The sequence below is a fragment of the Paramesorhizobium salinisoli genome, from assembly GCF_003335045.1.
Lineage (GTDB): Bacteria > Pseudomonadota > Alphaproteobacteria > Rhizobiales > Rhizobiaceae > Paramesorhizobium > Paramesorhizobium salinisoli.
On record NZ_QOZG01000004.1, the window covers coordinates 494,411 to 519,422 of the forward strand.

The following is a 25,012-nucleotide window of genomic DNA, read 5'->3' on the forward strand; positions in this document are numbered from 1 at the left end:
AATATGGGCGGGATTGGATAGAGGATGTCACTAAGTTCTGCATTGCTTACGGCCCAGAGTTCTCTCAAAGCTACGTCGAAGCAGACGGCGCTGGCATCTCGGAACATTGCGGGCTCAAGCGATCCAAACTATGTCAAGCGCACGGGCTCCCTGGTCTCGGGGGCCCATGGCTCGGTCTATGTGAACGTCGGTCGTTCGGCTGACGAGGCGCTGCTGACACGCTATATCCAAGCCAACAGCCTGAACGCATCGTCGAGCACGCTCGCAACCGGGCTCGGCCGTTTGTCTGCGCTCTATTCGGCGGATGACTATTCCGGCTCGCCCGCGGCGCTCATAGGCGATCTGCGCGATGCGTTGCAGATTTACGCCACCCAGCCCGGCCAGAGCACGACGGCCGGCGATAGCGTTGTCGACAAGGCCGTGGCGCTTGCAAAAGCGCTCAACGAGGGTACGGCGCAAGTCCAGAAGCTGCGCGCCGATGCCGATGCGGACATCGCCAATTCTGTCGACAACGTCAATGAATTGCTGGCGAAGTTCGAAGAGGTGAACAGCCGCATCGTCAACGGCACAAGGTCGGGCGACGACATATCGGACTTTCTCGATCAGCGCGATTCGCTTCTCAAACAGTTGTCAGGTGAGATCGGCATCACCACCATGACACGCGCCGACAACGACATGGTTATTTTCGCCGAAACCGGTGTGACCCTGTTCGAAAAAACCGCGCGCAAGGTGAGCTTCGAGCCGACGACGGCCTTTGCCGCCGGGACCGGCGGTAACAATGTCTATGTGGATGGCGTGCCGCTCTCGCACAGCACCTTCGAGCAACCCTACGGGACGGGGCGCTTGAGCGGTCTCCTGCAGTTGCGCGATCAGATCGCCCCTCAATATCAAAACCAGCTTGATGAGATAGCCCGAGGGCTCATCGACATCTTCTCCGAGGAGGGCGGCCAGACTGGGCTCTTTAGTTCCTCCGGTTCGTTCTCGGAACCTGGCATTGCGGGGAAGGTTCATGTCCCCTCGGAATATATCCGTTCCGAAGGTGGCAGTTCGGAATTGCTGCGTGACGGACATGGCGATATCTACAACCCGGATAACGCTTCGGGCTTCTCGGGCCGTTTGCAGCAACTGATTGGACTTGTCGCGGAAAAGCGCAGCTTCGATTCCGCTGTGGGCGGAGGAACCAACCTCAGCATCATCGATTACAGCAGCGCTTCGACAAGTTGGCTTGAAAGCCAGCGCAAGGCCGCAGCGGATAGCGAGAGCTATAATTCCACGGTCTCATCGCGTGCGGAGCAGGCGCTCTCCAACGCCACCGGCGTCGATATCAACGAGGAGATGGCTCTCCTCCTCCAACTCGAACAATCCTTTCAGGCGTCAAGCCGGGTTCTGTCAACCGTCGGCTCGATGCTCGACGATCTTCTCAATGCGGTGAGATAATCATGAAGGCTCAGTCAGTTTCGTCCTACGCTCTCTCAAATGCCTTGCGTTCAGTTGTCTCCAAGGCACAGACGGAATTGTTGAAGGCGCAGCAGGAAGCAACCACCGGTACAGTCTTCGATGTGGGGTTGGCGCTTGGCGCACGGTCCGGCCAGACTATTTCGCTGCGCAAGGAATATGATCGGCTGTCGTCGCTCACCGAGATGAACAATTTGATATCCCAGCGGATGAGGACATCGCAGACGGCGATTGGCAGCGTCATCGGCCAAGCTCAAAACTTCCTGGCCAATCTGGCAGGCGCGACCTCGACGGTGGAAGGAAAAACCACGATTGTCCAGAGCGCGAAATCGGCGCTCCAGACCACGACAGGCCTTCTCAACAGCAGCTATGCCGGCGAGTTCATTTTCGCCGGCGTCAACACCGATGTGAAGCCGCTTGGTGATTATTTCGGGGATGGCAGCACTGCCAGGTCGGCTGTTCAGGAGGCTTTCGAAAATCATTTCGGTTTTGCGACGGATGCGCCTCAAGTGGCTGGCATTTCCGCGTCGGACATGGAAGCGTTTCTCGGAACGGCGTTTGCGGCTGAATTCAGCGAAGCGAACTGGAGCAGCAACTGGTCATCGGCGTCGAGCACAGTCATCAAGAGCCGCATCGCGCCGACTGAACTCACGGAGACTTCGGTGAGCGCCAATGCGGAAGGCTTCCGCAAAGTGGCAATGAGCTTCACCATGGTAGCCGAGCTTGGCGATATCGGCCTTAACGACAGCGCGTTTTCCGCATTGATCAACAAGGCGCTCGGTACGACGACTGAAGCGATCACAGCGGTTTCGCAGTCGCAATCCGCACTCGGGATCGCCCAGGCCCGGACGACGAACGCCAATACGCGCATCGCGGCGCAGATCAACATTCTCAACAGCTCGGTTCGCGATCTCGAAGCGGTCGATCCCTATGAGGCAGCGACGCGTGTCAGTGCGCTGATGTCGCAGATCGAGACCTCCTATGCGATGACCACTAGGCTCATGGGTATGAGTCTTCTCAACTACTTGAAGTGATAAAATCAGGTAATGATTCAACAAATTAAAGTATCGATTCACGCTAGTCCTAAAGTAAAGCATTAGAGTTATTTGCTGGAATGCCCCGGAGATCAAATGTATCAATCGCGCTATGAAGATGTGATGAATGATGACACGGCAAGCGCCAAGGAACGCGAACGCCTGCTCTTCGATCGTTGCATCGAAATGCTCTGTACTGCACGCGAACACGGAGCATCATCCAGGGAAGGTATCGACGCCGCTTATTTCACGATGCAATTGTGGACGACTCTCATCGAAGATCTCGGCAGTGTTGAAAATGCACTGCCTCAGGAACTCAAAGCCGCGATCATTTCCATTGGCATTTTCATTCTCAAGGAAATGGAGCGGATAAGGCAGGGCGAATCCGACGATTATGATTCCGTCATCGATATCACCCGCACGATCAGGGACAGTCTTTAGAAATGGCACCGGCTTCCAAAAATACCATCCGTCTTTCGCTACGGGCGGGAGAGAAGATCTATATCAACGGGGCTGTTCTTCGCGCCGACCGCAAGGTTTCGCTCGAGCTGTTGAACGACGCGACCTTTCTTCTGGAGGGTCACGTTCTTCAGCCGGAGCAAACGACCACGCCGCTGCGCCAACTCTATTTTGCCGCCCAGATCATGCTGATCAATCCGGCCATCGGTTCGGAAGCCCGGGAGACATTCCAGGCCATGCTAAAGGCAACACTGAGCACTTTCGAGGATGTCGAGATCCTGAAGGGATTGAAGCTCATCGACGAGCTCGTTCATCAAAATCGTGTCTTTGAAGCGCTAAAGACCCTGCGTAATCTCTATCCCGACGAAGCAAGAATTATGGGCGGCAAAGACATCGGGGTACCCGGGGGTATTGGAGATACGGGGGATATCGGACGTGAACCTGGAATTCTGACCCGGCCTGTGGAGGCAATGGCATGACGACAACACCGAGCGTTTCAAACACGAATACCAACACGCCGACGACGAACAACAATTCAGCGGCCAATGCGGCATCGGCGGACTACCAGTCCTTTCTCAAGCTGCTCGTAGCGCAGATGAAGAACCAGGATCCAACGGAGCCGATGGATTCGACGCAGTATATATCGCAGCTGGCGACATTTTCGAATGTCGAGCAGGCGGTTCAGATGAACAGCAAGCTCGAGAAGCTTCTCGGCAATTCCGCGCTTTCGCAGGCCGACGGCCTGATCGGCCGCACCGTTACGAGTGCCGACGGGAAAATCAGCGGCGAGGTCAAATCCGTGCGCATCCTGCAGGACGGCCTGGTGGCGAAGCTTGCCGATGGCAGCGAACTGGCAATCACGCCGGGCGTCTCCATAAGTTAAGTTAGCCGGAAGGGGCGGGCGATGAACGAAGCCGATGCGCTCGACATCATCAATTCGGCGATCTGGACGACGCTCGCCGCCAGCGGGCCCGCGGTTCTTGCAGCCATGATCGCCGGCATCGGCATCGCGCTTTTCCAGGCGCTGACGCAGGTGCAGGAAATCACGCTGACCTTCGTTCCCAAAATCATCGTCATATTTGTTGTCCTGGCCTTCACCGCGCCGTTCGTCGGAGCGCAGATCAACGCTTTCACGCTTCTCGCCTATTCGCGTATCGAAAAAGGATTTTAAGAAGCAAGAGCTTGCGCGCAAATCCCTCGCGCAAGCTTCGTCGCTTATTCTTCCTGAGTATCTCGGGAGAACAGTGTGCAGCAGAGCGCAACAAAATCATTCGGCGACAAGGGCTTCCTGACCGGAAGCGACATAGGGTTTGCCGCTGGCATCGTCATTATCCTGACCGTTCTGTTCCTGCCGGTCCCGGCGGTGGTCCTCGATATCGGCCTTGCCTTTTCGATCGCCTTTTCAGTGCTGATCCTGATGGTTTCTCTGTGGATCCAGCGGCCGCTCGATTTCTCCGCCTTTCCGACTGTGTTGCTGATCGCAACGATGATGCGCCTGTCGCTCAATATCGCCACGACGCGCGTCATCCTCACCCATGGCAATGAGGGTTATACGGCGGCAGGGCATGTCATCCATGGCTTTTCGCAATTTGTCATGGGCGGTGATTTCGTCATCGGGCTTGTCGTCTTCTCCATTCTCATCATCGTCAATTTCCTTGTCATCACCAAGGGCGCATCCCGTATTGCCGAGGTCGGCGCGCGCTTCACGCTCGATGCCATTCCCGGCAAGCAGATGGCGATCGACGCGGATCTCTCATCAGGACTGATCGACGAAAAACAGGCGCAGCACCGCCGGCGTGAACTGGAGGAAGAGAGCTCCTTCTTCGGTTCCATGGACGGCGCATCGAAATTCGTTCGCGGCGACGCCATCGCGGGTCTGATCATCACGACCGTCAATATTTTCGGCGGTATCATCATCGGCGTCACCCGCCATGGAATGGATGTCTCGGAAGCCGCGGATGTCTTCACCAAGCTTTCAGTCGGCGATGGTCTGGTGACGCAGATACCGGCGCTGATCGTATCGCTTGCCGCTGGTCTTCTTGTTTCCAAAGGCGGTACGCGCGGCTCGACCGACCAGGCGGTGTTCGGCCAGCTCGGCGCCTATCCCAAGGCGTTGTTCATCGCGGCATTTCTGCTTTTCGTGCTGGGCGTCCTGCCCGGTCTTCCGGCTTTCCCGTTTTTCATTCTTGCCGCGGGAATGGCTTTCGTCGGGGTTGCCGTACCGCGCCGTCGAGCCAAGCGGCGTGACGCGGACCAGGCGGACGCAGCGCAAAAGCTGCGCCATGCGGAGGAAGAAGAGCGCAATTCCGTCAAGGCTTCGCTGGAGACTGCGCAGATCGAGCTTTGTCTCGGCAAGCAACTTTCGACGAGGCTCCTCGCCCAGCAGGAGGAACTCGCCCATCGCGTCAACAAGATGCGCAAGAAGTTCGCTCTCGAATACGGTTTCGTCATTCCCGAGATCAAGGTGACGGACGATATCGCGCTGGCACCGAAGACCTACCGGATCAAGATCCACGGCACCGCCGTCGCAAGCCATGAGTTGCGGGTCGGCGAGACGCTGGTCGTGCTCGGCGAAAGGTCGCCGCCTGATGTGCCGGGCGAGACGGTGCGCGAACCGGCCTTCGGCATGAAGGCTTATTCCGTGCCAGAAACCTTCGCTGCCGAGCTGAAGCGCGATGGCTACATGACAGTTGATAATCTTTCCGTCCTTTTGACCCATCTGAGCGAAATCATCCGCAACAATCTGGCGCAACTCCTGTCCTACAAGGACATGCGCATATTGCTCGACAGGCTCGGGCCGGAATATCGCAAGCTTCTCGACGATATCTGCCCCGGTCATCTCTCCTATTCCGGTCTCCAGGCGGTGTTGAAGCTCCTGCTTGCAGAACGGGTTTCGATCCGCAACCTGCATCTCATCCTGGAAGCAATCGCCGAGATCGCGCCGCATATACGGCGCTCCGAGTTGATCGTCGAACATGTGCGGATGCGCATGGCGCAGCAGATATGCGGCGATCTCTCGGACAACGGCACGCTCAACGTACTTCGCCTCGGCAATCGCTGGGATCTGGTCTTCCACCAGAGCCTCAAACGGGACACCAAGGGCGAGGTGATCGAGTTCGATATCGACCCGCGACTGCTCGAGCAGTTCGGCACTGAAGCGAGCACGGCGATCCGCAAACATCTCGACAGCGGCGAACGCTTCGTGCTGGTGGCTTCGCCCGAGGCGCGGCCTTATATTCGCATGATCATCGAGCGGCTCTTTGCTACGCTTTCCGTGCTGTCCCATGTGGAAATCGCGCGCGGCGTCGAGGTAAAGTCGCTCGGTACGATCTCCTAAAGCGCTGCCGCATGCCATTAACCGCGCTTTCGCTGCCGCTCAACGAAATGGTGCTGACCGCCTTTCTGGTCTTCGCCAGGGTAGGAGCCTGTCTGATGGTCATGCCAGGGGTATCGAGCCCGCGCATTCCGATGTCCGTCCGGCTTTTTCTGGCGCTTGCCTGTTCGCTGATGGTCGTTCCTCTGCTTCAGCCACGGTTGGAGCCTACATTGGCGAACGTGCAGTCGTGGACGATGTTGCGGCTGATCGTGACGGAAAGCATTGTCGGCGGACTGATCGGCATCCTGGCGCAGATATATTTCTGGGCGTTGCAGTTCATGGCCGGCGTCATCGCCATGACGATCGGCTATTCCGGTGCGCCTAGCGGGGCGATCGAGGAATCGGAACCGCAGGCGATCATTGCCAGTATCATTACACTCTCGGCGCTCTTCCTGTTTTTTGTCACGGATTTGCATCAGGAAGTGTTCCGGGCCTTGCTGTCCTCTTATTCCGTCATCCCGGTGGATAGCGGTTTACGGCCCGATGCAGCTTTGGTGGATGTCACGGATGCCTTCTCCAGCGCCTTCACCGGCACGTTGCGGATCGCCGCGCCGTTCATCGTCTTCGCTATCCTGGTTAACATCGCCATCGGTCTCGTCAACAAGCTGACGCCGACGATCCCTGTCTATTTCATTTCGTTGCCGTTCGTCCTGGCTGGCGGTCTGGTGCTGACCTATTTCCTGCTGCCCGAACTCTTGACCTTTTTCGTTTCGGAAGCGGGCGTTCATCTACGCAGTTTCTAGGAGTTTGGATGGCCAGTTACGATCTCAAGAGCTTGGGGAGCCTCATTGCGGTCCAGTCGCTGATGAAGGCGCGGCGGGAGATGGCGATCGCCAATCTTGCCGCCGGTCTGGCGGAGATCATGGCGGAGAATGGTGAATTGCTGGCGATGCAGGATCGTCGCTATGAGGGCGGCGGGGCATTTATCGATCCGGCAGCGATCCTGGCGCGGCTCAGTGCCAACATGCGCCGCGGGACCCAATTGGAAAAGGAACTGGCCGCAGAGCGGCAGGCCCTGCTTCAGGTATCGCGCAGGCTGGAACTGTTGGAAGTCCGGATGTCGGACGGCAGCCGCCAGCGGGAGAGAAAAGCCGAAGCCGATCTCGTAGAGGAATTGATCGCCGGGAAAATACGCTTCGGCTCAAGCTTGCCGTAAGTTTGGGTGGGTAGAGTGATCTGGAAAATGGAGAGAGGATATCCACCGACATGGCGATAAATCCGCCGTCAGATATCGTGCTGGACGTTGCGACTGCGGCCGATCCTGAAAAATTCAGGGCTTCCGTCGAGCGGTTGCGCACGCTTGCGTCATCACGAGTGTCGTCAGGAGCATCCGGCGGCCCATCGTTCGCGCAGGAAGCCTTTTCGGTTGGGGCCGCTCCTTCGGGCAAAACGGTTTCCACGAGTGCGGAGCATAATCCCGCCTATACGAAGTTCGAGGCCTTCATGCTGCAGTCATTCGTGCAGTCGATGTTTACCGACGATACGAATGCGGTTTTCGGACAGGGGATATCAGGCGAGTACTGGAAATCGATGATGGCGGAGGCGATAGCCCAGAAAATGGCTGACGGGGGCGGGATCGGCATTGCCCGCATGCTGGAAGCGCAGAGCAAACGGTTGGCCGACGCCAATATGCCGGTTACGGCCTCCTTGATGAATGTAAAATCGCAGGAGGCCGCGGCGGGCGAGACTGGATCGTTATCCACGGATATCCTGCACCAGGCCGAACGCCAGCTCATCAAACAACAATTGAACAATACCGATGCGGATGCGGGTGAGAACCCACATAGATCTTGAGGAATTTCGATGACATCCAACTTTTCTGAAATCATGCCTTTCGCACCGGAAGCCGACGCACCAGCCAAAGCCCAGGGCGAGAAGCAAGCGGCCCTGAAGCCGGTAGTCCTCGCGATCGAACGCCTGGAGAATGTCGTGGACACGGAGACGCAGCTTCTTCTCGATGGCGCCAATCCGGATCTCGCCGAGATCAATGCGCGCAAGAGCAGGGGGCTCTATGATTTCACCCGTGCGATGAACAAGGCAGCGACGCTTGCCGATGCACCGGCGCTCAGAACACTTCAGCCGCTGCTCGACCGGCTGAAGCAGAAGCTTGAGCGCAATTGCGAGGCGCTGCAACTGCATCTGCGCGCTGTGGGCGAACTCTCCGATATCATCCGCACTGCGCTGGAAACGCAGGAGGCTGACGGCACCTATAGCATGCAGCATGCGCGGAGCGGCCACGCCCTATGATCCGCATTGTCCTGATCGGATTGTGGATCTGCGCTGTTGCGCTGGGATCACTGTTCATCGCAGTGCGCGGCCACCAGCCCGCGTCGGAAGGGAACGGTCAGCAGGCGAGCTATCTCGGTGGCATGGATTACGTCAAAACGGATGTCTTCAGCGTACCGGTCATGACAGGCGGTTCGGTGGCCGGCTATGTCGTCGCACAACTGGTCTACACGATTGATTCGAAAACGAAGTCGCGACTGGCGGTTCCGCTGGAATATTTCATCCATGACGAGATATTTCGCCAGTTTTACGGGAGCTATTCGGATACGAAGCAGGTCGAAAAGGTGAATTTCGAGACGGTTCGGAAATCGGTGATCGATGGGATCAACCAGAAGTTCCCGGAACCGGTCGTGCAGGATCTCCTGGTCGAGCAGTTCAACTATATTTCGGCGGCCGAAATTCGCGAGATGAACATGAAGGCCGGTGGGGAATAGCTCTCTGGATCAATTACAGGGAATAATATTTGCCGGCCAGCTTTGAAAGACGGGCATCGTCCAGCGGTTGAATTGTGGGGTCATTGCAAAATCTGACGCCCAACTCCACACCATCGCGCCAGACAATCTCGGCAATGAGCGCCTGACCATAGCGGTCATCGAACAGCCAGAACCGATCAGGAACGTCACGCGCATCGGCGACACGGATTTTCGCGCCGCCTCCAGCGATGTCATGCAACTGGCATTCTATCAGGAAACGACCATTCATATTGACGATTTTTCCAGAGCGCAGCCGCGTGCGACGGCGCTCGGAACTGCGCTTCTCCGGTGCAGAGGAACGATTGCTCATCCAGCACGTCCCGCAGAGCCGGAACCGGCGGCTACCCCGCCGGAATCGTGCGTTATGCCACCTGCGCCATCGATCCTACCCATTTCAGCCTCGCCGCGGATTCTTCGCTGACTTCCCATGCCACGCAAAGGATTTCGGAACCGTTAGGTTCGATCCGCGAACCGAGAATTTCGGAGGGCATCCGCAGCGAGCGGGACAATTCGAACACCGTGCGCTCGCATACGGCGATATGGCGAGTGACGCCTTGTTCGATGCCATATTCGAGGGCGCCAAGCGAGAGTTCGATGGACACGCGATTGAGGCCGCTGTTGAACTTCAAATGCGAGGCTGAGGGGGAGATGCAGAAACGCGTCGTCTCCCACACGCGTGGCGACATAATGCTCGTGCGATCCGGGACAAGATCGGAAAAGACTTCCCAGGTGAGGGTCGGGCCTGTCGTGACCATCTGGCGAAGCCCGCCGAGCAACTCACCGTCCGCCGAGGTCGACAGAATATAAAGACAGTCCATCGTATCGTAGATGTCTTTTTCCATATCGCCTGTCACATTCACGCTCCAGCCGAGCTTGTCGTGAAAGATCGTCTTGCGCAGACGGAAATAGTCGTCAAGCAATGAACGGTATTGCGGTCTTTGATGGGGGTGGACATAGTGCAGCATTGATCGCTCCTCTTTCGCCATAGCAAGATGGGTGAGGCGAAATTGACGAGCCCGCCTATCGAAAATTCCGGCAAAGCACCGGTCCGTCCGCCACGGACGGATATTTGCAGGGCAAAAATGAAAAGAGACTTAAGTTAATATTTATAGTGAAAGTTAAATTGTATTGAAGTTACAGCCTTTTGTGGCGTAATTGCAGTGATATTCTCGCGTAGGTTGTAATTTCTCTATATATTGCTATTCGGAGTTATATTATCCGTTGAGGCAGGTAGCGCAGGTTCCACGGATTTCAACGGTCGTCTTGGACGACCGGAAGCCGCTCCGGGAAGTCCACTCATTGACCTGCCCCTCGATGATCGGGTCCGAGAATTCCGATACCTGTCCGCATTTTTCGCAAATGGCGAATGCGATCAGCCCGTGATCGGCGCAATGAGGGTGGGCGCAGGCAACGAAAGCGTTGAGGCTCTCAAGCCGGTGGATCATGCCATAATCGAGAAGCTTGTCGAGCGCTCGATAAACCTGGAGCGGTGCGCGGAAGCCGTCGTCGCGCAGCCGATCAAGAATAGTATAGGCGCTCAAAGGGCTCTCGGCTTTCGCAAGAGCATTGAACACCAGGGCCTGGTTGCGGGTGAGCTCGTGATGGGCAGTCATTGGCTTAGCGTCCGCGCGCGGTTGATGGCAGAAGGATATGTAACGGCAAGAGGCTCAAAATGAAAACCCCTAAAGCCGCAACGACGATGGATGGACCGGACGGCGTGTCGAAGCGCAGCGAACCGAAAAGGCCGGCCACAACCGCGACCGCGCCAAGAAGGGAAGCGAAGACGGCCATCTGTTCCGGTGTTGTGGAGAGGCGCCTGGCGGTCGCCGCCGGAATGATCAGCAGCGCCGTGATCAGCAGGATGCCGACGATCTTCATGGCGATGGCAATGACGACGGCCATGAGCAGCATGAAGACGATGCGCGAGAAATCCGGGTGAAGCCCTTCCGCCTTGGCGACGTCTTCGTTGACGGTCGCGGCAAGAAGCGGGCGCCAAAGCCACATCATGACCAGCAGTACAGCCAGGCCGCCGCCATAGATGAAGGCAATATCGGTTTTTGAAACGGCGAGAATGTCGCCGAACAGAAAACCCAGGAGATCGACGCGTATCCAGGTCATGAATGCGACCATGACCAGCCCCAGGGCAAGGGTGGAATGGGAGAGAATGCCGAGAAGCGAATCGGTGGAGAGCGAATCGCGGCGCTGCAGGAGCAGGAGGAGCCCGGAAATCAACACCGCGACGGTGAAGACGCCGATCATGACGTTGATCTCGAAAAAGAAGGCCAGCGCGACGCCGAGAAGGGCGGAATGGGCCATGGTGTCGCCAAAATAAGCCATGCGCCGCCAGACGATGAAGCAGCCGAGCGGACCGGTGGTGAGCGCGAGGCCGACGCCGGCGATCAGTGCGCGGGTGAAGAAATCGTCAAGCATGGGTGCTCTTTCCTCCCGCCTTCAGGGTCGGCGTGTGGTCGTGATGATGGCCGTCATGCTCATGGCAGTGATCGGTGACGGAACCATCCGCATGGCGAACACGCCCGTCGGGGAGATGAGTATGATCGTGATGATGCTCGTAGATCGCAAGTGGCCCGCTCGCGCGAGGGCCGAAGAGCTTTGCGTATTCCTTGCTCGCGGCTACGTCTTTCGGCGTGCCGCTGCAGCATATATGGCCGTTGAGGCAGATGACGCGGTCTGTCGCGGCCATCACCAGATGCAGGTCGTGCGAGATCAGGAGCACGCCGCAATGCGAGGTATCGCGCAGTTTCTCGATCAGTTCGTAGAGCGCCGCTTCCCCGATGAAATCCACGCCCTGCACGGGTTCGTCGAGAACGAGGATATCCGGCTTGCGCACCATGGCCCTCGCAAGCAGCGCGCGCTGAAACTCTCCGCCCGAGAGATGGCGCATCTCCGCCTTCGCAAGATGGGGAATGCCGACGGCTTCGAGCGCGTGCTCTATGTCCTGCTTCTTCTGCGGGGATGTCAGCGTGATGAGACGTTCGACGGACAGCGGAAGCGTCCAGTCGATCGCCAGCTTCTGCGGTACATAGCCGATGCGCAGTCCGGGGGCATGGATCACCTGTCCTTCATCAGGCTTGAGCACCTTGATCGCCATCTTGGCCGTCGTGCTCTTGCCCGAGCCATTCGGCCCGATCAGGGTGACAATTTCGCCGCGCCTCAATTGCAGGTCGATATCACGGACAAGCCATCTGCCGCTGCGAAAAACACCGGCATTCCTCATGTCGATAAGAGGTTCTGGGAGAGGCGCGGGGCCTATATGGCCGGTCGGCATATCGTTATTTTCCAGTGAGTACTTGCCATGCCTTATGGCAGACGTTATAGCGTTACGCAACGTATGTAATAAGATAACATATCGGTTGCCGTTGCTCTGAATTCAACGAGGAATACCATGAAAATTCTCCGCTCCCTTCTGCTTGCATCTGCTGTTCTTGCCGGCGCGGGCTCTGCTTTCGCCGCCGACAGGGAAGGCGTTGTCGCCTCGATCAAGCCGATTCATTCGCTGGTCGCCGCCGTGATGGAAGGGGTCGGCGAGCCGGCGCTTATCGTGCGAGGGACGGGATCGGAGCATGTCTACAGCCTCAGGCCGTCCGATGCGGAGGCTATCGAACATGCCAAGGTGGTTTTCTGGGTCGGTCCCGGAATGGAGACTTTCCTCCAGAAGCCCTTCGAGACGCTTGCAGCCGGCGCCAAGGTCGTGGCGCTGGGAGATGCTTCCGGCTTGACCAAGCTCAAGTTCCGCGAAGGCGGGCCATTCGAAGCGCACAAGCATGGCGATGATGAAGCGGAGGAGGGTCATGACCACGCGCACGGAGACAACGCGCACGAAGAGAAGGCACATGATGGGCATGACCACGCGGAAGGCGAGCACGATCATGGCAAGGACGCGGCGCACGACGAAGGTGATGAGCATCACGACCATGCGCATGGCGAGTACGATTTGCATGTCTGGCTCGATCCGGAAAACGCCAAAGTTCTTGTAGGGGATATCGCCAAGACGCTGGCCGAGGCGGATCCTGCCCATGCCGTACTCTACAAGAGCAATGCCAAGGCCTATTCGGCCAAGCTCGATGAACTGACGAAGGAGGTCACGGCCGAGCTTGCCCCGGTCAAGGACAAGCCATTCATCGTCTTTCATGACGCCTATCAATATTTCGAAAAGCGGTTCGGCGTGAATACGGTGGGCTCGATCACCGTCAGCCCGGAAAATGTGCCCGGCGCTCAGCGGGTTTCGGAAATTCATGAAAAGGTGAAGCAGTTGGGCGCGACATGCGTCTTTGCGGAGCCGCAGTTCGAGCCGCGCCTGGTCAAGACCGTCACCGAAGGCACCGCGGCGAAATCCGGTGTACTCGATCCGCTCGGGGCATCGCTGAAGGATGGCCCCGATCTCTACCCCCAGCTCATCCGCAATCTGGCGGATTCCCTGAAGACCTGCCTCTCGGAAGCGAGCTGAGCATTCTTTGCGATATGGCGGGCGAATGTCTGCCATATCGCGCCGGCGGAGGGTCAAGGGACAATGACCTACGCCTTTAAGAGATCGTCGATAACGGGCCTGCCGGTTTGGGCGAGCGTTCTATTGTCGAGAACCGTGGCAATCGCCTCGCGCACGTCCAGCATCATCAGGCGGACCTGGCAATTCTCTTCGTTGCAATCGTCGCAGGGTCGGTAGCGCGTCTTGCTGGCGCAGGAAATCGGCGCCAGCGGTCCGTCGAGGATACGGATGATATTGCCGATGCGGATATCACTGGCGGGCCTGGCCAGACAGAAGCCGCCGCCTTTTCCCTTGCGGCTCTGAACAAAGCCCGCATTGCGCAATTCGGTCAAAATGTTATCGAGAAATTTACGCGGAATTTGGTGGGCGGTCGCAATCTCATTGACCGAAGCAAGCTCGCCTTTTTCAATCTCGGCCAGATGCACCATAGCCTTCAGACCGTATTTCCCCTTCTTGGTCAGCATGGGCGTTCCTGGAACAAAATGCGATCTTTCTTACTGACGGCGCCGGAATGACGATCTCTATTTCCAATCAGAATTAAGAATTCGGCTGTTGCGCCGCAAGCTTTTTCCTTCCCGGTGCCAGAGCTTTGCGAGGCAATCTATTCCAAGGGGCTTCCGAAAACGACCTGCCCGTCGATAACGGTTCTCTTGACGTCCAACGCGTCGTCAAGATGCAGGAAACTGGCCACCATTCCCTTGCGCAATGCGCCGAGCCTGTCGCCCAACCCGATGCTTTCCGCGGGATAGAGCGATGCCATGCGCAAGGCTTCGTCAAGCGGCAGGCCGATCGCCCGGTGCATGAAACGCACAGCGGAAATCATGTCGAGGTCGGCGCCGGCAAGGGTTCCGTCCGCGAGAGTCAGCCGGCCATCGGCGCGGTAGACCGTGCGTCCGTTGAGCGTGAAGCTCGTCATGTCGGTGCCGATGGTGGACATGGCATCGGTGACGAGAAAGATGTGGCCTGGCCCAGTCTTTGCCCTGAGCGCTATCCGGATGGAAGCGGGATCGACATGGAGGCCATCGGCGATCAGGCCGGCATTGAGGCTGCCGATATCGAGGGCAGCACCTACCATGCCAGGTTCACGATGACTAAGCGGGCTCATCGCGTTGAAGAGATGCGTCACCATCGAGGCGCCCGATGCTGCCGCCTGCGACGCGATGGCATAGGAACTGTCGGAATGGCCGAGGCTGACGACAATGCCGGCCTGTACGAGCATCTTGATCTGTTCGTTGGTGATGTTCTCCGGAGCGGCGGTCAGGAGCAGAACCGAAAGATGCTTTCGCGCCTCGATCAGCCGTACCAGATCGCTGTCATCCATCGGGCGGATGAGGGCAGGATCATGCGCACCCTTTCTTTCTACCGACAGATGCGGTCCTTCGAGGTGCAGGCCGAGGAAGCCCGGTACCTTCCTACGCTCCGCTTCCAATCCGCCTGAAATGGCGGCCGCCGTTATTTCGCGCGTGTCGGTAATCAGCGTCGGCAGCAATCCAGTCGTGCCAAACCTGGCATGGGCGGCGCAGATCGTGCGGATACCATCGATGTCGGGATGTTCATTGAGCACGCCGCCGCCGCCGCCATTGACTTGAAGGTCTACGAAACCGGGGACGATCATGCCCTCATGGATGGATACCACGGGTATCCCGGAAGGGATGGCACCGCTCGCGGTGACGGTTTCGATCAGCCCGTCGCGCAGAACCAGCGCGCTGTCGTGCAGCCATTGTTCGCCGTCGAAAATGCGCGGCGCGGTCAGGGCGAATCGTTGGCTCATATGGTTTCGGTCACTTTGCGCAGATGGGGCGGCTGGTCGGGATTGAGGCCGCGATGGCGCGATAGCGCTTCGACGAAGCCGTAGAAGGAGACCAGAAGCGCTAGGGGATCGGTCAAGCGATGCGGCGTGGCAATGAAGGGCAGGGCTGTCGCGGTGGTTTTGCTGGTCGATGTCACGAAAACGGATGCGCCTTGGCCGGCAATGCGGTCGCAGGTCTCGATGATCGACTTTTCCGCCTGGTCGCGCGCGGTCAGCGCCAGTACGGGGAAGGCCTCGCCGACGATGGCGACGGGACCGTGCAGGACCTCGGCGGCGCTATAGGCCTCAGCGTGAATGGCGCTGGTTTCCTTGAATTTCAGGGCTACTTCGCTGGCGATAGCGGAAGAGGGACCGCGTCCGATGACGAAGAGCGAATCATGACCTTCCAGCGCCTGCGCAAGAGGCGACCAGTCGCAGGCCAGCGCATCGGCGAGGCATCGCGGCAATTGATCGAGGGCGGAGAGAAGCTCGGTATCGTTTGTCCAGTTGGCGATAAGGCCGAGGCCCGCCACTGCCGAGGCGACGAAGGTCTTTGTCGCCGCAACACTTTTCTCGGCGCCGGCGAGGATATCGATCGCGAAATCACAGGTCTGCGCCAGGGGCGAATCCGGCGAATTGCTGATGGCATAGGTCAGGGCGCCGCTTTTGCGGGCCATTTCGGCCATCGTCACGATATCGGGGCTTTTCCCCGATTGCGAAATCGCGATGCAGGCGGCGTCGGCAAGCTTCAACTGGACACCGTAGATCGACGCGATGGAGGGGCCGAGCGAGGCGAAGGGAACGCCGGCAGTCAGTTCGGTCGTATATTTGAGATAGGTCGACACATGGTCGGACGAGCCGCGCGCGATCGAGGCGAGGAAGGCCGGGTTCTTTTCGCGCATCAGGCTGCCCGCCATGCGCAGGATGTCTCCCGATTCGTCGAGAAGACGCGCCACCACATCCGGAATGGAGGCGATCTCCGCATGCATGAGACTGGGTTGTGTGGTCAAAGAACGGCTCCCGCTGCTTCCGCCGACTGTCCCGATGGCCCGCTGAGGCGCAGTTCGGCGATGAATTCATAGGCGTCGGCCCGGTAGATCGAGCGGGTGAACTCGATCACCTTGCCGGATTCCAGATAGGAGATGCGCTCGATGTTGAGGCTGGCCGAACCCGGCTGCACATCGAGAATGCGCGCATCATTCTCTTTCAAAATGGCGGCGGAAATGCGCTGGATGGCCCGCACCGGGCGATTTCCGTTCGCCGCCAGAACCGCATAAAGCGATGTCGTCACGTCTTCGGGGCGCGACAGCACGCTTGCCGCAAGGGCGGCCCGCTCGATTGCCATCGGCGTCTCGTTGGCAACGCGCAGGCGGCTGATGCGGGCGACATTTTCACCCGATGTAAGGCCCAGCGACACCATCTCCTCGGGCGAGGGAGCATAAATGCCCCGGTCGAGCCATACCGAGCGGACGATCATGCCGCGCCGCGCCATATCCTCGGTAAAGGAAGTGAGCTGCGTCAGATATTGCTCCACGGGCTTTACCCGCGAGGCGACGAAGGTGCCCGAACCATGGCGCTGGATGAGCAGCCCTTCCCTGACCAGTTCCTGAACGGCCTTGCGCACCGTCACCCGCGACACGTCAGCCATGCTGGCGATCTCGCGCTCCGGCGGTAATGCGTCTCCAGCCTTGATCATCCCGCGGTCAACGGCGCTTTCGATGGTCCGCTTGAGCTTGACATAGAGCGGCCCGCCATTGGGCGATTGCCCGGTGATGTCGGCAAATATGGCCTGCATGGAATCAGCCATGGTCCGCCTCCGCATGCGCGAAGAGTTCGACCGCGAGCTTGACGGCGCCGCCCAGCGCGTCGCCCAGGGGCGCGTGCAGCCGGGCACGATGCTTCGGCGAGAGCCGGGAGGCATAGAGCGGGCCAAGGCCGCCAATGAGACAGAGCCTGCCCTTTTCGGGCGGCATGACCGCATCAAGCGCTTCCTCGATGGTTTTCACGGCCCGCTCGATGAGGAGCAGAGCGAGCCTGTCGCCATTCTCGGCATATTCAAAAACCAGCGGAGCGTAAGTGCCGAAATCATTCGGTCCGGCGCTCCGCGCGAAGGTGACGATCCGGTGGGGATCGTTATCGAACATGGCCATGGTCTTTTCGGCCAGCGGCGAGGAAGAATGGACGCCGTCATGCGCCAGCAGCGCCTCTTCGAGCAGGTCGCGACCGAGGCGTGCGCCGCTGCCGAGATCGCTGACCTTGAAGCCCCAACCGCCGATTGTACGTATATGACCTGCCTTGCGGGTGACGAACACCGAACCGGTGCCGAGGATGACGACGGTTCCATCGGCATCGCCGATCGCACCGTAAAGCGCGATGATTGCATCGGATTTCACCCTGGCTCGCGCAAAGGGGAGAAGTTTCTCGAGGCGTGGCGCGTTGTCGCCGACATTGGCTCCGGCGAGGCCGAGGACCGCGGAAATCGAGGTTTCGGCCGTTGCATCAAGGCCGGCGTCCTGCAGGGCCTGCCGTGTCGCCGCCAGGATGTTGACCCGCGCGCCCTCGATGTCCGTCATGATATTGGCCGAACCGCTTTTGCCGCGGCCAATGACCCGCCCCGCCTTGTCGGCAAGCGCCGCGCGGCATCCCGTGCCGCCACCATCTATTCCGAGAAGAAGTTCCACGCGCTGTGCCTCCTACAGGTTATAATACCAATAAAGTACCAATAGCCAAGAGCCTAAATCTCTCCCGAGACTGTAATTTCATAAATCATTGAATAATAATGCTATTTTAAAAATTGGCCATTTTGATCGCAAGAAATTGTTAAGGTCTCTGGACAAGTGGTATTTTTTTGGCATTATCAATGAAGTGGGAGAACCGAGATAATGGCCGTGAACCGGACCGAACAGCTGAATGACGAGGCGAGGGGCCTCGATCGCCAGCCGTCGCATCATATCGCAGCCCTCCTTGCCAAGGCGCAAGAGGAGGCAGCAGCCGTTGTCGCGCCGTCATCCCGAGGAATAGCAGATGCCGCTGATCTCGTCGCGGATGCCCTGGAGCAGGGCGGACGCCTGGCTTATGCGGCGGCCGGCAGTTCAGGGCTGATGGCGCTTGCCGATGCGCTGGAACTGCCCGGCACGTTCGGCATTCCGCGCGATCGCATCGTCGTTCTCCTTGCCGGCGGCGTAGAAAGTCTCACAAACCTCACCGGCGCGCCGGAAGACGATGCGGAGCAGGGCGCGGCCGATGTTTCTTCGGCAAATCTTGTTCAGGGCGATTGCCTCATAGCCGTTTCGGCGAGCGGTTCCACGCCATATGCCGTGGGGGCCTTGAAGGCGGCCAAGCGCCTCGGCCTCAAGACCGTCGCCATAGCCAACAATCCGGGCTCACCTATCCTGGAGCTGGCCGATGCCGGCATCCTCCTGGCGACGCCACCGGAAATTATAGCGGGGTCTACCCGCATGGGCGCTGGAACCGCCCAGAAAATCGCACTGAACCTACTGTCGACGCTGGCGGCGGTCCGGTTGGGTCATGTCCATGATGGTTACATGGTCAATCTCCACGCGGACAACGCGAAGCTCAGGCAGCGGGCCGTGCATATCGTGGTTGCAATAGCGAATTGCAGCGAGGCCGAGGCGCGGACCTGTCTCGAACAGGCCGGCGGTTCGGTCAAGCCCGCAGTTCTTCTGGCAGCAGGTGCTGCGGATTTAGCCGCTGCGCTACGACTTCTCGACAGTACCGGACAGAAATTGCGTCCGGCGCTTTCGGAATTGGAAGGGAACCCGGGTTCCCGTCAACAGCGCGCCTGAAGGGCGCAAAGGGGAGAGTTATCATGATGAGCAGGACAATGATTGCAGTGTTGCTTGCATCAAGCGTGCTCGGCTCGGCCGGGGCGGCTTACGCGCAGGATGTGACGCTGAACATCGAGAGCTGGCGTAATGACGATCTGCCGATCTGGCAGGAAAAGCTGATCCCCGCCTTCGAGGCGAAGAATCCGGGCATCAAGCTCAAGTTCAATCCTTCCGCGCCAACAGAGTATGACGCAGCGCTTGGAGCCAAGCTCGATGCCAATACGGCTGGTGACATCATCACCTGCCGCCCGTTCGACAAGTCGCTGGCGCTTTTCGAGAAGGGGCAGCTCGCCTCGCTTAACGACCTGCCGGGTCTCAAGGAGTTCAGCCCGGTCGCCAAGTCGGCCTGGGAAACGGATGACGGGAAGACAACCTTCTGCGTGCCGGTGGCATCCGTTATCCATGGCTTTATCTACAACAAGGATGCGTTCGAAGAACTGGGTCTGAAAGTGCCACAGACGGAAGACGAATTCTTCGCCCTGCTCGACAAGATCAAGGAGAACGGCACCTACATCCCGATGGCGATGGGCACCAAGGATCTCTGGGAAGCCGCGACCATGGGCTACCAGAACATCGGCCCGAACTATTGGAAGGGTGAGGAAGGCCGCAAGGCTCTAATCGCTGGCACGGAAAAGCTGACCGATCCTGAGTGGGTCGATCCGTTCAAGACGCTTGCACGCTGGAAGGACTATCTCGGCGATGGCTTCGAGGCGCAGTCCTATCCCGATAGCCAGAACCTCTTCACGCTTGGTCGTGCCGCGATCTATCCGGCCGGCTCGTGGGAGATTTCGGGCTTCAATACGCAGGCGCAGTTCAAGATGGGCGCGTTCCCGCCGCCGGTCAAGAAGGCAGGCGACACCTGCTATATCTCCGACCACACCGATCTGGGCATCGGGATGAACGCCAAGACGAAGAATCCGGAAGCTGCGAAGAAGTTCCTGGAATGGGTGGCGTCGCCCGAATTCGCCGACATCTACGCCAATGCGCTTCCGGGCTTCTTCAGCCTGTCGCCGGCCAAGGTCAAGATGGAGGATCCGCTGGCCCAGGAATTCGTCTCCTGGCGCGACAAATGCCAGTCCACCATTCGCTCGACCTACCAGATCCTGTCGCGCGGAACACCCAATCTCGAGAACGAGACCTGGGTCGAGTCCGCCAATGTGATCAACGGCACCGACACGCCTGAGGTGGCGGCCGAGAAGCTGCAAAAGGGTCTCGACAGCTGGTACAAGCCGGCGAATTGATGAGAGGGCGAGGCGCCTTTGGCGCCTCGCCGTTTTTGATGGAAACTGTGCGTCCTATGGCGCCCCCCTCTGGCTTGCCAGCCATCTCCCCCCTTAATGGGGGAGATTAGCCTTCATGGACGTTCGGCACTAATCGCAGACGTTGCAGAATGAATGCGGGGGGCGGCGTCAGCCAATCTCCCCCCTTGAGGGGGAGATGCCCGGCAGGGCAGAGGGGGGTGTGTCTCGCAGCAGCGTTTCCATCACAAGAAATGCTCTAACGGAAAGCTGACACAAAGCATGACCACAAAAACCGCAAAGAGCAGGCCTGTGCGATGGCACATCGCGGTTTTCCTTGCGCCCGCGGTGCTGATCTATACGGCGGTGATGATTTTGCCGCTCTTCGGCACGATGCAATTGTCGCTCTTCCGGGTCGAAAACCAGATATCGACTTTCGTTGGCCTCGATAATTTCCGCACTTTGTTCGGCGATCCGGGCTGGTCAACGACCTTCTGGAACGCGCTCAAGAACAATCTCTGGTTCTTCATCATTCATATGCTGGTGCAAAATCCCATCGGTGTCCTTCTGGCTGCACTTCTGAGCAATCCAAAATTGCGTTTCAGCACGTTCTACAGGACGGCGATCTTCATCCCGACCATCCTGTCATTCGTGATCGTAGGTTTCGCCTGGAAGCTGATTTTGAGCCCGCTCTGGGGCATCGCGCCCAACATGCTTGACGCGGTCGGGTTGAAGAGCCTTTTTGCGCCCTGGCTCGGCCAGGAACGATATGCGCTCACCACGCTCAGCCTTATTTCCGTCTGGCAGTTCATCGGCATTCCGATGATGCTGATCTATGCCGCGCTTCTATCGATTCCCGATGAGATCATCGAAGCTGCGGAGTGCGACGGCATCACGGGCGCCGCGCAGTTCTGGAAGATCAAGCTGCCGCTGATCCTTCCGTCCATCGGCATCATCTCCATTCTTACCTTCGTCGGAAACTTCAACGCCTTCGACCTCATCTACACGACGCAAGGGGCGCTGGCCGGACCGAATTACTCAACCGATATCCTCGGCACCTTCATGTTCCGGACCTTCTTCGGTTTCCAGCTTCAGGTCGGAGACCGCAATATGGGCGCGGCAATCGCCTCGGTGATGTTCTTCATCATCCTCGCCGGCGTCTGTCTTTATCTTTTCGGCATCCAGCGGCGGATGCGCCGCTATCAGTTCTGAGGTTTGTGATGGCTGTATTTCTCCAGGGGAGGTCGCAATGAGCCGCGCCACGCAATCCTGGCCGCGGGCCGCGGCGGCGCATGCGATTCTCATCGCCTATACGATGATCGCGCTGTTTCCGGTTGTCGTCATCGTCATCAACTCCTTCAAGTCACGCAACGCGATCTTCCGGGCGCCGCTGCAAGTGCCGACGGCGGAGACATTCAGCCTGATCGGCTACCAGACCGTGATCGAGCAGGGCAATTTCTTCGCCTATTTCCAGAACAGTCTGATCGTGACGGTGGTCTCGATCGCGCTGGTGCTGGTGTTCGGCGCTATGGCCGCCTTTGCGCTTTCTGAATATCGTTTCCGCGGCAATACGCTGATGGGGCTTTATCTGGCGCTCGGGATCATGATCCCGATCCGGCTCGGGACGGTTTCCATTCTGCAACTGATGGTGGCCAGCGGACTCGTCGATACGCTGACGGCGCTGATCCTCGTCTATACCGCGCAGGGCTTGCCACTCGCCGTCTTCATCCTGTCGGAGTTCATGAAGCAGGTTTCGGACGATCTGAAGAATGCCGGGCGCATCGACGGCCTCAGTGAATACCGCATCTTCTTCCGGCTGGTGCTGCCGCTTGTCAGGCCGTCCATGGCGACGGTCGCGGTGTTCACCATGATCCCGATCTGGAACGATTTGTGGTTTCCGCTGATCCTCGCGCCCTCCGAGGCGACGAAGACGGTGACACTCGGCGCGCAGATGTTCATCGGCCAGTATGTCACCAACTGGAATGCGGTGCTTGCCGCCTTGTCGCTGGCGATCTTGCCCGTGCTTGTCCTCTATTTCTTCTTCTCCCGCCAGCTTATCCGCGGGATAACGGCAGGAGCGGTCAAATGATTGCGGAAAATTTGCGCCCCGTGCGCGTGATGGTCGCCGGACTGGGCAATATGGGTCTGAGCCATGCGCTCGCTTACGACGCCAATCCGGGGTTCGAGATCGTCGGCCTCGTCAACCGCTCCACTCCAGAGCTTCCTGAAAGCCTGCGTTCATATCCCTTCTTCAATTCCTTCGATCAGGCGTTGGAGGAGCTTGCGCCGGATCTCGTCTGCATCGCCACCTATTCGGATAGCCATGCCGATTATGCGGTAAAGGCGATGGAGAGGGGCGCCGACGTTTTTGTCGAAAAGCCATTGGCGACCAATGTCGCCGATGCCGAGCGCGTCGTGGCGACGGCAAAGGCGACGGGTGCCAAGCTGGTGGTTGGCTACATCCTGCGCCACCATCCATCATGGACGAAGCTGATCGCCGAGGCGAGAGCGCTTGGCGGTCCCTATGTCTTCCGCATGAACCTCAACCAGCGATCAAGCGGCACCCACTGGGAAACGCATAAGCAATTGATGAAGACGACCTCGCCGATCGTTGATTGCGGCGTGCACTATGTCGACGTCATGTGCCAGATCACCGATGCGAAGCCCGTTCAGGTGCGCGGTATGGGACTGCGTCTTTCGCCGGAAATCGACAGCGCGATGTATAATTACGGCCATCTGCAGGTTCTGTTCGATGACGGCTCCATCGGCTGGTACGAGGCCGGCTGGGGGCCGATGATGTCGGAGACGGCTTTTTTCGTAAAGGACGTCATCTCGCCCAATGGCTGCGTTTCCATCGTGATGGACGAGGGCGCCAAATCCGCCGATATCGATACCCATACGAAGACCTCCGTTATCCGCGTTCATTCGGCGAAAATGGATGAGCGAGGCAAGCTTGCGGAAGCCGATCGCCACCTCTCGATGGAAGGCGAGCCGGACCATCAGGGGCTCTGCGATCTCGAACAGGCGTTCGTGCTGCGGGCTATTCGGGAGAATATCGATCTCACCCGCCATATGGGCGACGCCGTCCAGTCGCTGCGCATCTGCCTTGCGGCGGATGAGAGCGTGCGCACGGGACAACCCGTCATTCTCGCCTAAGACGATCTTAAAGGACAGGAATCACGATTTGGGTACGCTGAAGCTGGAAAATATCCGCAAGTCTTTCGGATCGGTCGATGTCCTGAAGGGTATCGATCTCGATGTGAGGGACGGGGAACTGGTCGTTTTCGTCGGGCCGTCCGGCTGTGGAAAGTCAACCTTGCTGCGAATCATTGCGGGTCTTGAAGACGCGACGTCGGGCGAAGTGCTGATCGACGGCGAGGCTGCCGGCCATATTCCGCCCGCCAAGCGCGGCATTGCCATGGTGTTCCAGACCTACGCGCTTTATCCGCATCTGACCGTGCGCGATAATATGGGCCTAGGCCTCAAGCAGGCGGGGACACCGGCGGCCGAAATCACCACGCGCGTTGCAAAGGCCTCGGCCATGCTGTCGCTCGACGATTACCTGACGCGCCGGCCGGCCGAGCTTTCGGGCGGACAGCGCCAGCGCGTCGCCATCGGTCGGGCGCTGGTGCGCGAGCCGAAACTGTTCCTGTTCGACGAGCCGCTTTCCAATCTGGATGCGGCGCTGCGCGTCAATACGCGGCTCGAGATCGCCCGTCTCCACCGGGAACTGTCAGCGACCATGATATATGTGACGCATGACCAGGTCGAGGCGATGACGCTCGCCGACAAGATCGTCGTGCTTAACAATGGCCGGATCGAACAGATCGGCGCGCCGATGGAGCTTTACAATTCACCGGCCAATCTGTTTGTCGCAGGGTTCATCGGTTCGCCGAAAATGAACTTCATCGATGCGGAACGCCTCGGACATCATACGGTGAAGACGATCGGCGTCAGGCCGGAACACATCACCGTCGATCCGAAAGCCGGCACATGGCAAGGCAGCGTCATGCATGTCGAGCATCTCGGGCCAGATACCAATCTCTATCTCGACAGCAAGGAAGCCGGACTCATCACCATCCGGATCTTTGGCGAGTACAGGACAGAGCCGGGCGCGCTGCTCTATGCGACGCCGGATTCTGCCAGGACCTACCGGTTCGATGCGGCGGGCCAGATCATCGCCTGATCAGATCCGAGGTGGGTGGGTTGCCTCTCCGGATCGATAGAGGGTGAATGATGAGACGGACGGGCGGCAGCGTCCGTCCGTTTTTCATTATCCGGCTTTCAAAACCCCGATCTTCTGGGGTGACGAAAGAAATCTGAAAAAAGATGAATTATGGAGTTGACAGTTTCGTAGGGTGGGGCCTATAAAGCGCCACAACGAGGGTGGCGCGCCGCTGGCGAGTAAGTAGTTCGCTCTCGGGGCAGGCTAAGAGATCTTCTCAATGTCTTGCCGTAAAGGTCTGAAAAGACTTGTTAATTTGACCTGGTGGCGAAAGCTTGAAAGGTTGTTTTCCCCGAAAAAAGGGGTTGACAAAGGGATCACGAAG

29 protein-coding genes are annotated in these 25,012 nt (G+C 58.6%); 19 read left to right on the plus strand and 10 right to left on the minus strand.

All coding sequences use genetic code 11. The features are described 5' to 3' along the window. The first annotated feature begins 24 nt into the window (after window positions 1–24). The 12 genes from flgK (at window position 25) to DUT91_RS12145 (ending at window position 9,044) form a co-directional block, all read left to right on the plus strand. The gene (flgK, locus tag DUT91_RS12090) at window positions 25–1,437 is read left to right on the plus strand and encodes a flagellar hook-associated protein FlgK (protein WP_114440626.1); all 1,413 of its coding nucleotides are present in this window, start codon (window positions 25–27) and stop codon (window positions 1,435–1,437) included. A 2-nt stretch (window positions 1,438–1,439) separates the two neighbouring features. Next, the gene (locus tag DUT91_RS12095) at window positions 1,440–2,489 is read left to right on the plus strand and encodes a flagellar hook-associated family protein (protein ID WP_114440627.1); all 1,050 of its coding nucleotides are present in this window, start codon (window positions 1,440–1,442) and stop codon (window positions 2,487–2,489) included. Between the two features lie 96 nt (window positions 2,490–2,585). After that, window positions 2,586–2,930 carry a flagellar biosynthesis regulator FlaF gene (gene flaF / locus DUT91_RS12100; protein WP_114440628.1) on the plus strand — a complete coding sequence of 115 codons (345 nt, stop codon included), beginning with the start codon at window positions 2,586–2,588 and terminating at the stop codon, window positions 2,928–2,930. Between the two features lie 2 nt (window positions 2,931–2,932). Continuing rightward, a complete protein-coding gene (flbT, locus tag DUT91_RS12105; RefSeq protein ID WP_114440629.1) occupies window positions 2,933–3,427 on the plus strand; it encodes a flagellar biosynthesis repressor FlbT in 495 nt (164 codons plus the stop codon). Beyond that, window positions 3,424–3,831: a flagellar hook assembly protein FlgD gene (gene flgD / locus DUT91_RS12110; protein ID WP_114440630.1), complete on the plus strand. Its 408-nt coding sequence runs from the start codon at window positions 3,424–3,426 to the stop codon at window positions 3,829–3,831. Before flbT ends, flgD begins: the two co-directional genes overlap by 4 nt. 21 nt (window positions 3,832–3,852) lie before the next feature. Next, window positions 3,853–4,119, plus strand: coding sequence for a flagellar biosynthesis protein FliQ (gene fliQ / locus DUT91_RS12115; protein WP_114440631.1), 267 nt, complete (start codon window positions 3,853–3,855; stop codon window positions 4,117–4,119). 75 nt (window positions 4,120–4,194) lie between these two features. Further along, a complete protein-coding gene (gene flhA, locus DUT91_RS12120; protein WP_114440632.1) occupies window positions 4,195–6,285 on the plus strand; it encodes a flagellar biosynthesis protein FlhA in 2,091 nt (696 codons plus the stop codon). Between the two features lie 11 nt (window positions 6,286–6,296). Continuing rightward, window positions 6,297–7,067 (plus strand): flagellar biosynthetic protein FliR, encoded by a 771-nt coding sequence (fliR, locus tag DUT91_RS12125; protein ID WP_114440633.1) that lies wholly within the window; start codon window positions 6,297–6,299, stop codon window positions 7,065–7,067. A gap of 8 nt (window positions 7,068–7,075) precedes the next feature. Further along, a complete protein-coding gene (locus DUT91_RS12130; RefSeq protein ID WP_114440634.1) occupies window positions 7,076–7,480 on the plus strand; it encodes a hypothetical protein in 405 nt (134 codons plus the stop codon). Between the two features lie 50 nt (window positions 7,481–7,530). Next, window positions 7,531–8,118 carry a rod-binding protein gene (locus DUT91_RS12135; RefSeq protein ID WP_114440635.1) on the plus strand — a complete coding sequence of 196 codons (588 nt, stop codon included), beginning with the start codon at window positions 7,531–7,533 and terminating at the stop codon, window positions 8,116–8,118. Between the two features lie 33 nt (window positions 8,119–8,151). Next, window positions 8,152–8,571 carry a flagellar protein FlgN gene (locus DUT91_RS12140; RefSeq protein WP_342634453.1) on the plus strand — a complete coding sequence of 140 codons (420 nt, stop codon included), beginning with the start codon at window positions 8,152–8,154 and terminating at the stop codon, window positions 8,569–8,571. Then, window positions 8,568–9,044: a hypothetical protein gene (locus DUT91_RS12145; protein ID WP_114440637.1), complete on the plus strand. Its 477-nt coding sequence runs from the start codon at window positions 8,568–8,570 to the stop codon at window positions 9,042–9,044. Before DUT91_RS12140 ends, DUT91_RS12145 begins: the two co-directional genes overlap by 4 nt. Before the next feature lie 13 nt (window positions 9,045–9,057). Here DUT91_RS12145 and DUT91_RS12150 read toward each other — a convergent pair whose 3' ends face one another. From DUT91_RS12150 to DUT91_RS12170, 5 genes are all read right to left on the minus strand, one after another. Beyond that, a complete protein-coding gene (locus DUT91_RS12150; RefSeq protein WP_114440638.1) occupies window positions 9,058–9,393 on the minus strand; it encodes a PilZ domain-containing protein in 336 nt (111 codons plus the stop codon). 52 nt (window positions 9,394–9,445) lie between these two features. Next, complete coding sequence (locus tag DUT91_RS12155; protein ID WP_160113641.1) at window positions 9,446–10,048, minus strand: acyl-homoserine-lactone synthase; 603 nt, start codon at window positions 10,046–10,048, stop codon at window positions 9,446–9,448. Between the two features lie 249 nt (window positions 10,049–10,297). Beyond that, window positions 10,298–10,696 (minus strand): Fur family transcriptional regulator, encoded by a 399-nt coding sequence (locus tag DUT91_RS12160; protein WP_114440640.1) that lies wholly within the window; start codon window positions 10,694–10,696, stop codon window positions 10,298–10,300. 4 nt (window positions 10,697–10,700) lie between these two features. After that, window positions 10,701–11,513 (minus strand): iron chelate uptake ABC transporter family permease subunit, encoded by an 813-nt coding sequence (locus DUT91_RS12165; RefSeq protein ID WP_114440641.1) that lies wholly within the window; start codon window positions 11,511–11,513, stop codon window positions 10,701–10,703. Beyond that, complete coding sequence (locus DUT91_RS12170; protein ID WP_114440642.1) at window positions 11,506–12,369, minus strand: ATP-binding cassette domain-containing protein; 864 nt, start codon at window positions 12,367–12,369, stop codon at window positions 11,506–11,508. The genes DUT91_RS12165 and DUT91_RS12170 overlap by 8 nt, the downstream gene beginning before the upstream one ends. A 117-nt stretch (window positions 12,370–12,486) precedes the next feature. On the opposite strand from DUT91_RS12170, the gene znuA reads away from it, so the two are divergent. After that, a complete protein-coding gene (znuA, locus tag DUT91_RS12175; RefSeq protein ID WP_114440643.1) occupies window positions 12,487–13,548 on the plus strand; it encodes a zinc ABC transporter substrate-binding protein ZnuA in 1,062 nt (353 codons plus the stop codon). 68 nt (window positions 13,549–13,616) lie between these two features. Here znuA and DUT91_RS12180 read toward each other — a convergent pair whose 3' ends face one another. The 5 genes from DUT91_RS12180 to DUT91_RS12200 form a co-directional block, all read right to left on the minus strand. Further along, window positions 13,617–14,051 (minus strand): RrF2 family transcriptional regulator, encoded by a 435-nt coding sequence (locus DUT91_RS12180; protein WP_114440644.1) that lies wholly within the window; start codon window positions 14,049–14,051, stop codon window positions 13,617–13,619. Window positions 14,052–14,188: 137 nt separating this feature from the next. Next, the gene (gene nagA / locus DUT91_RS12185; protein WP_114440645.1) at window positions 14,189–15,358 is read right to left on the minus strand and encodes an N-acetylglucosamine-6-phosphate deacetylase; all 1,170 of its coding nucleotides are present in this window, start codon (window positions 15,356–15,358) and stop codon (window positions 14,189–14,191) included. Continuing rightward, window positions 15,355–16,386: an SIS domain-containing protein gene (locus tag DUT91_RS12190; RefSeq protein ID WP_425373784.1), complete on the minus strand. Its 1,032-nt coding sequence runs from the start codon at window positions 16,384–16,386 to the stop codon at window positions 15,355–15,357. Before DUT91_RS12190 ends, nagA begins: the two co-directional genes overlap by 4 nt. Next, complete coding sequence (locus DUT91_RS12195) at window positions 16,383–17,183, minus strand: GntR family transcriptional regulator (RefSeq protein WP_114440647.1); 801 nt, start codon at window positions 17,181–17,183, stop codon at window positions 16,383–16,385. The genes DUT91_RS12190 and DUT91_RS12195 overlap by 4 nt, the downstream gene beginning before the upstream one ends. After that, window positions 17,176–18,057: a glucosamine kinase nucleotide-binding domain-containing protein gene (locus DUT91_RS12200; protein ID WP_114440648.1), complete on the minus strand. Its 882-nt coding sequence runs from the start codon at window positions 18,055–18,057 to the stop codon at window positions 17,176–17,178. The genes DUT91_RS12195 and DUT91_RS12200 overlap by 8 nt, the downstream gene beginning before the upstream one ends. A 201-nt stretch (window positions 18,058–18,258) precedes the next feature. On the opposite strand from DUT91_RS12200, the gene DUT91_RS12205 reads away from it, so the two are divergent. From DUT91_RS12205 to DUT91_RS12230, 6 genes are all read left to right on the plus strand, one after another. Then, the gene (locus DUT91_RS12205; RefSeq protein ID WP_114440649.1) at window positions 18,259–19,182 is read left to right on the plus strand and encodes an N-acetylmuramic acid 6-phosphate etherase; all 924 of its coding nucleotides are present in this window, start codon (window positions 18,259–18,261) and stop codon (window positions 19,180–19,182) included. Between the two features lie 26 nt (window positions 19,183–19,208). Then, window positions 19,209–20,465 (plus strand): ABC transporter substrate-binding protein, encoded by a 1,257-nt coding sequence (locus DUT91_RS12210; RefSeq protein ID WP_425373787.1) that lies wholly within the window; start codon window positions 19,209–19,211, stop codon window positions 20,463–20,465. 279 nt (window positions 20,466–20,744) lie between these two features. Then, on the plus strand, window positions 20,745–21,674 hold the full coding sequence (locus DUT91_RS12215; protein ID WP_114440651.1) for a carbohydrate ABC transporter permease: 930 nt from the start codon (window positions 20,745–20,747) through the stop codon (window positions 21,672–21,674). Window positions 21,675–21,711: 37 nt separating this feature from the next. Beyond that, window positions 21,712–22,551, plus strand: a complete 840-nt coding sequence (locus DUT91_RS12220) for a carbohydrate ABC transporter permease (RefSeq protein WP_114440652.1) — start codon at window positions 21,712–21,714, stop codon at window positions 22,549–22,551. Further along, window positions 22,548–23,618, plus strand: coding sequence for a Gfo/Idh/MocA family protein (locus DUT91_RS12225; RefSeq protein ID WP_114440653.1), 1,071 nt, complete (start codon window positions 22,548–22,550; stop codon window positions 23,616–23,618). The genes DUT91_RS12220 and DUT91_RS12225 overlap by 4 nt, the downstream gene beginning before the upstream one ends. Before the next feature lie 28 nt (window positions 23,619–23,646). After that, the gene (locus tag DUT91_RS12230; protein ID WP_114440654.1) at window positions 23,647–24,648 is read left to right on the plus strand and encodes an ABC transporter ATP-binding protein; all 1,002 of its coding nucleotides are present in this window, start codon (window positions 23,647–23,649) and stop codon (window positions 24,646–24,648) included. The last annotated feature ends 364 nt before the right edge of the window (window positions 24,649–25,012 follow it).